Consider the following 8,216-nt stretch of genomic DNA (forward strand, 5'->3'; position numbering starts at 1 on the left):
CCTGTTTTTCCGTGTGCACGCAGGCATAGCGAGGGGTTGTCGCGCGCGTCTTCAAGGACAGCGAGCCGGTCGCGGAAACTTCCGCAACGAGCCAGAGAAGGTGACGATGGATGCCGAGGGTCAGGAAAGCTTCCGGGAGTTCGTGGAGAGCAGGTCGTCCGCGCTGTTGAAGACCGCTGTCCTGCTCAGCGGCGGGGATCGGCATGCGGGCGAGGATCTGCTGCAGAACGCGCTGATCAGGGCTGCGGGGCGCTGGCACCGCATCGAGGAGCCCGAGGCGTATGTCCGGCAGATCCTCTACCGGCAGCAGGTGAGCCGCTGGCGGCTGAAGTGGCCGCGGCGCGAACTGAGCGTTCCCGAGCCGCTGGAGAGCCCCGCACGCCACGGCTCCGACGACGGGCCCGGTGCTGCCGACCTGCGCATCGTGATGCGCGCCGCGCTGGCCCGGCTCACCACCCGTCAGCGCACCGTACTGGTCCTGCGCTACTTCGAGGACCTGCCGGAGGCCGACGTCGCCCGTCTCCTGGGCTGCTCGGTCGGCACGGTGCGGTCCACCACGCACCGCTCCCTGGCCCGGCTGCGGGGCCTGGCGCCCGAACTGGCCGCGCTTGGCCCAGCGGACGCCGAACAGCAGCCGTCCCGTGATTTCTCGCCTGTGGAGGTGCGTCCGTGAACGTCGATGAACTGGTGCGCGATTCGCTGCGCGACCAGGCCGCCGAACAGCCGCCGCTGGGGCCGGGCTTCGCCGAGCGGGTGCTGACGCTCCGACGGCGCCGTCGGACGCGGGCTCTGGCGTTGGCAGCCGCGGCCACCGCCGCGGTGGTCACCGTCGCGGTGGCGGTGCCCCTCCTGGACTCCGGCAAGGACGGGGTGCGCCTCGCGAGCGAGATGACCCCGGGCGACATCGTGGCCCATCCGGACCAGACACCGCCGCGTGACCTGATCGCGGCGGGTGACGTGGCACTGGCCGGCTACTACACCTGGAGCAACGTCAAGCAGACCGAGGACCGTGCTGTCGCGGTTCGCACCTACCGGCTCCTGGACCAGAAGACCGGCAGGTATGTGAAGAGCACCAAGTGGTCCTTCATCGACGTCGCTCCCGGTATGCGGACCGCCGCCGTCCTGGAGAAGGACCTTCCAGCCCGGCGGATCGGCTTGCTGAACCTGCTCACCGGGCAGGTCGAGCGCTGGATTCCGGTCGACAAGGGCGTCGCGGGGGTCGAGTTCTCGCCCGACGGCAGCAAGCTCGTCGCGACGACGTACAGCGCGAACCCGGACCTGCTGTACAAGGCGGACTACGACAGCGACGGCGACGGCGAGAAGAACGACTGGGACAGGCCGCTCGACCAGTCGAGCCGGACCGGCTTCTACGTTCTCGACGTGGCCTCCGGGAAGGGATCCTGGAGCGAGGTCACCGACGTCGACGAGCTCAACGCCCGCCAGGACTTCGCCTTCAGCCACGACGGCAAGCTGGTCTACTCCGGGCTCATCACGGTTCCCCACATGCGGTACTACGACTTCGCGGGCAAGAGGGTCGCCAAGCCCGCCAACGAGGAGTACGTGCACTGGGCCAACTACGCGGGGCTGTCCCCGGACGGCAAGCTCGTCGCGGGTGACTTCGCGGGCGACAACAAGCGCAGTGCCTCCGCGCTCCTGGACCCGTACACCGGCAGGCAGGTCACCACGGTACGCGGGCAGCAGTTGCTCGCCTGGGTCGACAACAGGCGGCTGATCGCCTGGGACATCACACCGGGCTCGAACGAGTTCCGCAACCGGCTCGTGCTCGTCACGGTCGGCAGCGAGAAGGTCGTGCCGCTGAGCGGTTTCCGCAAGGGCAACGACGGTGCCGCCGGGCGGTGGACGCCGATGTTCGCCGAACGCTGATCGGGCGGCCGCCGGCCGTTCGTACGCCCCCGGCAGCCCGTCGGCCGTCTCCCGGCCGGCGGGCCGCCGCGGTGTGCGGGCCGCCCGCGGGCGGCCGCCCGGCGTTCGTCCCCCGGTCATCTCCGACGCCGCGGCCTGCCTGGCGTGAGTGGTCCCGAGAAGATGACCAACGGTGTGCAGTGTCGCCATACTGGCCCTCGCACGAGATGAGGGGCTCATGGCCAGGCCGACGGTCCTCGGGTCCGCGAGCCGACGAGGGAGTCCGGACATCACGTCGCGGTGGGGACTTTGGTGCGACCGAAAGGCCGAATGGTGAACCGAGATGAGGCGCGCGCCACGTGGAGTGGATGGCGCAGCCGGGAGATCGAGATCGCGGAGCATGCGCCGGACAGGCCGGTACCGGTGGAGATCACAGGCGGCTGGACGAGCAACTTCCAGATCTTTCCGCTGCGCAAGACGTCCCGGGAGATCGTCACGGGAGGCGAATTGGGCTGGACCAGAGGTGTCCGGCCGGCCCGGGCCGTCGTGCCCGCCGGTTTCAACGCTCTGCGGGTGGTTCGCCGGTGTCCGGGGCGCAGTGTCGGTGGGGTCGCGCGCTGGAGGCTGTCGGTGCTCTCGGGGGAGGAACTGCCGCTTCTGGCAGGGGAGGTGTCCGGCAGCGGAGCCGCCGTGTTCCGGTACGAAGGCGGACCGGCCGGTGTCTCGTTCGACTTCCATTCCGAGATCACGGCCAATGCCTTGGTGTTCAACCGTGCCACGGGCGGGGAGGTGATCCGCCTCTCCCGGCACTCCGAGTTCAAGGGCGTGGGCCGACTGCCCGGTGCCGGGTTTCTGAGCGTCCCGGACTGTCGGCGGTGGGCAGTCAAGGTCTTCTGATCGCCGCGCTGCCGGTCGCTGCGTTCCTTCGGTATCGAAAGTGCCTGGTGAGGATGGCAGAGCGCCCATTTGTGATCCAGAATGATCGGATGGTCACGCTTGAGACTCCCCGTTTGATCCTGCGTCGTTGGCGCGAGGAAGACGTCGCGCCCATGGCCGCCGTCAATGCCGATCCCGAGGTCATGCGGTGGATCCGTGACGGCAGCGTCCGTGACGAACGTCAGACTCGCAACGGGATCCAGGCATGGGAGAGCGAGTGGGAGTCACAGGGATTCGGCCTGTTCGCCGTGGAGATCCGGTCCACTGGCGAGCTCGCCGGGTTCACCGGCCTTTCGGTGCCCACGTTCCTGCCGGAGGTACTGCCGGCGGTCGAGGTCGGCTGGCGGCTGGGACGTTCCCACTGGGGGCAGGGCCTGGCCACCGAGGCCGCTGCGGCCGCCGTACGGTTCGGGTTCGAAGAGCGAGGGTTGGAGCGGATCGTCAGCATCGCCCAGGTGGGCAACGACGCCTCCGAGCGGATCATGGTCAAACTGGGCATGCGTCTGGACCGTGAGACCGTCAATCCCACCAGCGGCCGGCGAGTGCGGGTGTTCGCGTTGTCGTCTGACGAATACGTCACGACCACCCGTTGAGGGCGGCACCGAGCACGGCAGTCGCGTAGCGGACCCGAGTTCGCCGTACCAGGGACCTCGCGTGTGGTCCTGTTGTCCTACCTGATCGGTAAGGTCGTGATCATGACTTGGGACCACAGCCTGAACGGCCACATAGGCAGCGGGACGGTACTCACGCGCGGTGGCGAGGCCGAGACCTGCGCCGACCCCAGTGCCGTGATGGCGCTGTTCGCCGATTCGGCGCAGACCGGGGGAGCGTTCACCAGCTACCGCTCGACCTTCACCGAGGGGGCGGCCGGCGCGCCTGCCCACTTCCACACGCGCGCCTGGGAGTTGTTCTTCGTGCTGAGCGGATCGCTCCAGGTGCTGCTCGGCGAGGAGGTGACCATCCTGCACCAGGGTGACTTCCTCGCTGTGCCGCCGGGCACGCCGCACGCCTTCCGCGCTGCCCCGGGCTCGGGTGCCGACGTGCTGTGCGTCTTCACGCCGGGCATGGACCGCTTCGACTACTTGCGTCTTCTGGGGCAGGTCACCCGTGGTGAGGAGCCCCCGGGCCGACTCGCAGAGACGTCCGAGCGCTTCGACAACCACTACGTCGACAGCCCGGTTTGGAGCGCGGCCCTGGAGGCCTCGGAGTGATCACGCCGGACACCCGCATCCGGATCGCCCGCCCCTCCCGCAACCTCGTGGCCGCCGAGCGCTTCTACGTCGAGGGCCTCGGGCTCGACGTTCTGTGGCGCACCACCGAGAGTGTCTCCGGCAAGCACGATCTGGTCATGCTCGGATTCCCGGGCGGTTCCTGGCACTTCGAGCTCACCCACGACCCCGAGCGTCCGCTGGAGCCCATGCCCACAGTGGACGACCTCTTCGTCCTCTATCTCGGTGCCGCGGTCGATGACGCCCTCGTGGGTCGCCTCATCACCGCGGGCGGCACCCGCGTCGCGGCGCACAACCCCTACTGGGACGAGTACGGCGTCACCGTTGCCGATCCTGACGGCTACCGCTTGGTGCTCTGCTCGCGTTCCTGGAGCGCCTGAGGCCCGCGACCGTTGAGGGCCGGAGCATGGGCGGGCATGGGCGAACAACCCCTGCCCATCAAGCGGGTGGCATCCGGCGGGCGGGAACCTCGAAGACGAGTTCGCGACCGTCCTCCTCGTCCCACTGCTCGCCCACCTCGACGAAGCCGAAGCCCGAGATCGTGGCCAGGGATGCCACGTTGTCGGGGGCTGATCGTCGCCCGCACGGTCGTGACCGCGGGTTCGGCCGCGGCGTGGCGGAGCAGTTCGATCAGTGCGGATCGGGCATATCCCTGGCGGCGGAATCCCGGCCATGCTGCCGGCTTCGGACAGGTCACCATCGAGCAAAGCGGACATCGCCCCGCCGGACAGCTCGACAAAACGTACATGCTTCGGGCTCCGCCCGAACGGAAGGACCGGCTCGGCTGGTGCCCAGGTCCGCAGGTGGTCGAGTGCCGTCGTGAGCGCGGTACGCAGAGGGGAGGTGGATCCGGTGATCCGTCCCATCGCGGCCCCGCCCTGTACGGCGGCGAGGACGGCTGTGGCGAGCTCGTCCACGTCGGTTTCCTCACGGAGCAGCCCGTCGGTCCGCATGGCCGTCAGGCCCTTGGCGAGGGCGGCGTGCCGGCGTTCGAGGTGGTCGGAGATCAGCGCCTGAACGCCCGGGCCCGTCCGCGGGGACCGGCGGGTGAGTGCTGTCAACGGGCAGTGGCCGTTGTCGGGGGTGTGGAGCCGGAGCATCAGGTCCCGCCACTGCTCCCAGGACTCCCAGGTGTCGAGTCGGTCGAGCAGGGGGCGCTGGTCCTCCAGGGCGCGCTGTGCGCAGTCCTCCGCGACGGCGAGCAGCAGCTGGGCCCTGCCCTCCGGGAAGTAGTGGAAAAGCCGGCTCTTGCCCGTGCCGGTGGCGGCGCGGATGTCGTCGAGACAGGTCCCGGCCGCGCCCTTGACGGCGACTAGCCGCGCGGCGGCCTCGGTGATCCGCGCCTTGGTCGCCGTGCCCTTTCCAGATCAGCATGGCGTCACCATCATAGGTAACTGGACCGCGTGGTCCATAAACAACCTTCTGGACTTGCGGGTCCAATTTTCTCCACTCATGCTGGGCGGCTGTGAACAGATGGACCAGCCGGTCCAGACCGCTCCCGGTACCTCGACCCCCTCGTGTGCCGCGCGCCCCGGCGTGCGAGCCCGGAAAGCGAGTGAAATCCATGTCCGTCGACAACGACACCCTGGTCCGTGCATTCGTCGAGGCGTTCGCCACCAAGGACACCGACCGCCTGCTGCCGTTCCTCCACACCGACGTCGTCTTCCGCAACTACGGCGACGACGAGATCCGCGGCCGGGACGCCCTTCTGGAGATGTGGCGGAACGTCTTCGACACCTTCGAGCAGGTCAGTTTCGAGACGGTTCACCAGGCCGTCAACGGCGACGTCGTCATCGCCGAGCAGGTCCACGGCCTCGGCCTTCCGGGCAGGGCACCGGCTCCCGTGATGAACCTGGCTGTCTACGAGCTCCGCGAGGGCAGGATCGCCGCCTGGCGCGACTACACCAACCCCGACTACGCCCGCGCGCTCCTGCGCTGAGCCGGCGACTGCCGCCGGGCGACCATCCCGACCCCGTGAGGAGCACCACATGAACGACCTCGAGCGCCTGAACACGATCGAAGAACTGCGCCGCCTGATGGCACGGTACGTCCGCTACGCCGACCAGAAGCGGTGGAAGGACCTGGCCGGCCTGTTCGTTCCCGACGGCACCTTCACCCCACGCAAGCCCGACGGTTCGGTGTGGCTGCGGATGACCGGTCGTGAGGAGATCGCCGCCACGATCGGCGGGAGCAGTGGTCCCGACGACGTCCTGGTCCACCATCTCTACTCCGACGAGATCGACGTCGAGTCGGCGACCGGCGCCCGCGGCACCTGGTCGATGGAGGACATCATCACCCGGCCCGAGGACGCCGAGGCCAACCCGGACTTCCCCTTCAAGGGCATGCACGGCTACGGCCACTACCATGCGCGCTTCGTCAGGACCGGCGGCGCCTGGTTCATCGCCGAACTCGAGCAGACCCGGCTGCGCCTGGACTTCAGCTACTGACGGCGCCCCGTCGCCGGGCCCCTGCACCTCGCTCTTCGGCACATCGCCGGCTTGCCGAGAACTGCCCGAGAAACCTCCCGAGAGATTTCCCCAGAAAGAAGTGCGCTCATGGCTCAAGAGAACACGGCTCCGTCGCCGGAACGCTTCACCATCGATGTCGCACAGGACGTCCTGGACGACCTTGCGGATCGCCTGAGGAGGACCCGCTTCTTCGACGACCTGGACAACGAGGAGGAGTACTACGGCGTGAGCACCGCCTACCTCAAGCCGCTGGTCGAGTACTGGGCCGACGGGTTCGACTGGCGCGCGGCCGAGAAGCGGCTGAACGGCCATGAACAGTTCACGGTGGAGATCGACGGAACGCCCGTCCACTTCGTCCGCAAGCCCGGCAAGGGCCCGAGCCCGACCCCGTTGCTGGTCCTGCACGGCTGGCCGTGGCCTGGTGAGTTCAGCTACCCGCTTCTCGACCCCCTCGCGGACCCCGCCGCCCACGGCGGCGACCCGGCCGACGCCTTCGATGTCATCATGCCCACGCTGCCCGGTTTCGCGTGGTCGACCCCCCTCACGCGGGGCGACCTGAACTACTGGAAGATCGCCGACATCCTCCACACCCTCATGACCGAGGTGCTCGGCTACGAGAAGTACGGCTCGCTGGGCTCCGATTACGGTGCCCTGGTCACCAGCGCCCTGGGCCACAAGTACGCCGACAGCCTCATCGCCCTGCACTTCGGCCACGACCTGCCGCCTGGTCTCTTCCAGCACGACCGCTACTGGGACCTGACCATGGGCCAGCCCATCCCCGCGGACGCCTCACCCGAACTGCGTAATGACATCAAGACGTTCCACTCCACCTACGCCTCCCACGTCGCCGTGCACATGCTGGACGCGTCGACGCTGTCGCACGGTCTGAACGACTCCCCGGTCGGCATGCTCGCCTGGCTGCTGCAGCGGTGGAAGAAGTGGAGCGACAAGAACGGCGACTTCGACGCAGCCTTCTCCCGGGACTTCGTTCTGACCCAGGCCACCGTTTTCTGGGTGACGCAATCCATCGGCACCTCGATCCGCATGTACCGCAACACCATCCGCTACCCCTGGACGCCGTCGCACGACCGCCGGCCGGTGGTCGAGGCCCCGGCGGGTTTCACCTTCCTGCTCGGTGACGTCTACCCGCCCGGTGTCCGTACGGTCGAGGAGCGCATCGCCGCCTTTGTGCACGGCCCGTCCTACGACTCGTTCAACGTGGTCAACGTCAACGCCCACCCGAAGGGAGGCCACTTCGGCCATTTCGAGAATCCCGGGGCCTACATCGGCGACGTCCGCGAGACCTTCCGCAAGGTGCGCTGACCCTCGCCGCCCCTCGCGGGCGGGGCGTCGAGGGCAGTGGGGTCCGCCAGGGGGGACAGGCGGCCTGAACCCGTCAGGAGTGGCGGATACCCACGGTGACGGTCAGGGGGTATTCCGCCACTCCGATGGCTGTGGACGCCGGACGCCCCGTGCCTCTCGTGCCTTCGCTCACCCCTTGGGCGGGCGCGGCTCCGACGCGCCGCGTCCTCGCCCCCGGATTACCGTTGAGCAATGGCGTACCAGGCCAGGTCCGGCGTCCGGCGTGAGCACCGGCGACCCCGGGCCCTGCGTTCCCGCCGGGACGAGGAGGACTGAGGATCATGCCGTACGCAACAGCCAAGGACGGGACCCAGATCTTCTTCAAGGACTGGGGGACCGGCCGGCCGGTCGTGTTCTC

Annotated in this window: 9 protein-coding genes and 1 pseudogene; 9 read left to right on the plus strand and 1 reads right to left on the minus strand. The window is 68.7% G+C overall.

What is annotated here, in order from left to right; all coding sequences use genetic code 11:
• The first annotated feature begins 106 nt into the window (after nucleotides 1-106).
• From AB0F62_RS33320 to AB0F62_RS33345, 6 genes are all read left to right on the plus strand, one after another.
• The gene (locus AB0F62_RS33320) at nucleotides 107-673 is read left to right on the plus strand and encodes a SigE family RNA polymerase sigma factor (RefSeq protein ID WP_361808005.1); all 567 of its coding nucleotides are present in this window, start codon (nucleotides 107-109) and stop codon (nucleotides 671-673) included.
• The gene (locus tag AB0F62_RS33325) at nucleotides 670-1,884 is read left to right on the plus strand and encodes a WD40 repeat domain-containing protein (protein WP_361808008.1); all 1,215 of its coding nucleotides are present in this window, start codon (nucleotides 670-672) and stop codon (nucleotides 1,882-1,884) included. The genes AB0F62_RS33320 and AB0F62_RS33325 overlap by 4 nt, the downstream gene beginning before the upstream one ends.
• 309 nt (nucleotides 1,885-2,193) lie before the next feature.
• Nucleotides 2,194-2,760 carry a hypothetical protein gene (locus AB0F62_RS33330; protein WP_361808011.1) on the plus strand — a complete coding sequence of 189 codons (567 nt, stop codon included), beginning with the start codon at nucleotides 2,194-2,196 and terminating at the stop codon, nucleotides 2,758-2,760.
• Nucleotides 2,761-2,849: 89 nt separating this feature from the next.
• On the plus strand, nucleotides 2,850-3,392 hold the full coding sequence (locus AB0F62_RS33335) for a GNAT family N-acetyltransferase (RefSeq protein ID WP_361808014.1): 543 nt from the start codon (nucleotides 2,850-2,852) through the stop codon (nucleotides 3,390-3,392).
• Nucleotides 3,393-3,494: 102 nt separating this feature from the next.
• Nucleotides 3,495-4,010 carry a cupin domain-containing protein gene (locus tag AB0F62_RS33340; protein ID WP_361808017.1) on the plus strand — a complete coding sequence of 172 codons (516 nt, stop codon included), beginning with the start codon at nucleotides 3,495-3,497 and terminating at the stop codon, nucleotides 4,008-4,010.
• A complete protein-coding gene (locus AB0F62_RS33345; RefSeq protein ID WP_361808020.1) occupies nucleotides 4,007-4,408 on the plus strand; it encodes a VOC family protein in 402 nt (133 codons plus the stop codon). The genes AB0F62_RS33340 and AB0F62_RS33345 overlap by 4 nt, the downstream gene beginning before the upstream one ends.
• Nucleotides 4,409-5,233: 825 nt before the next feature.
• On the opposite strand, the pseudogene AB0F62_RS33350 reads toward AB0F62_RS33345, so the two are convergent.
• Nucleotides 5,234-5,365 (minus strand): annotated as a pseudogene (locus AB0F62_RS33350) (TetR family transcriptional regulator); the annotation flags it as partial.
• Nucleotides 5,366-5,592: 227 nt separating this feature from the next.
• Here AB0F62_RS33350 and AB0F62_RS33355 point away from each other — a divergent pair.
• The 3 genes from AB0F62_RS33355 to AB0F62_RS33365 all read left to right on the plus strand — a co-directional run bounded on the left by AB0F62_RS33355 (nucleotide 5,593) and on the right by AB0F62_RS33365 (nucleotide 7,819).
• Complete coding sequence (locus AB0F62_RS33355) at nucleotides 5,593-5,967, plus strand: nuclear transport factor 2 family protein (protein ID WP_361808023.1); 375 nt, start codon at nucleotides 5,593-5,595, stop codon at nucleotides 5,965-5,967.
• Nucleotides 5,968-6,016: 49 nt separating this feature from the next.
• Entirely contained in the window at nucleotides 6,017-6,475 is a 459-nt protein-coding gene (locus tag AB0F62_RS33360; RefSeq protein ID WP_361808026.1) for a nuclear transport factor 2 family protein, read from the plus strand.
• Nucleotides 6,476-6,583: 108 nt separating this feature from the next.
• On the plus strand, nucleotides 6,584-7,819 hold the full coding sequence (locus AB0F62_RS33365; protein WP_361808029.1) for an epoxide hydrolase: 1,236 nt from the start codon (nucleotides 6,584-6,586) through the stop codon (nucleotides 7,817-7,819).
• The last annotated feature ends 397 nt before the right edge of the window (nucleotides 7,820-8,216 follow it).

It is taken from the genome of Streptomyces sp. NPDC026673 (genome assembly GCF_040638135.1).
In the GTDB taxonomy this organism is placed as follows: domain Bacteria; phylum Actinomycetota; class Actinomycetes; order Streptomycetales; family Streptomycetaceae; genus Actinacidiphila.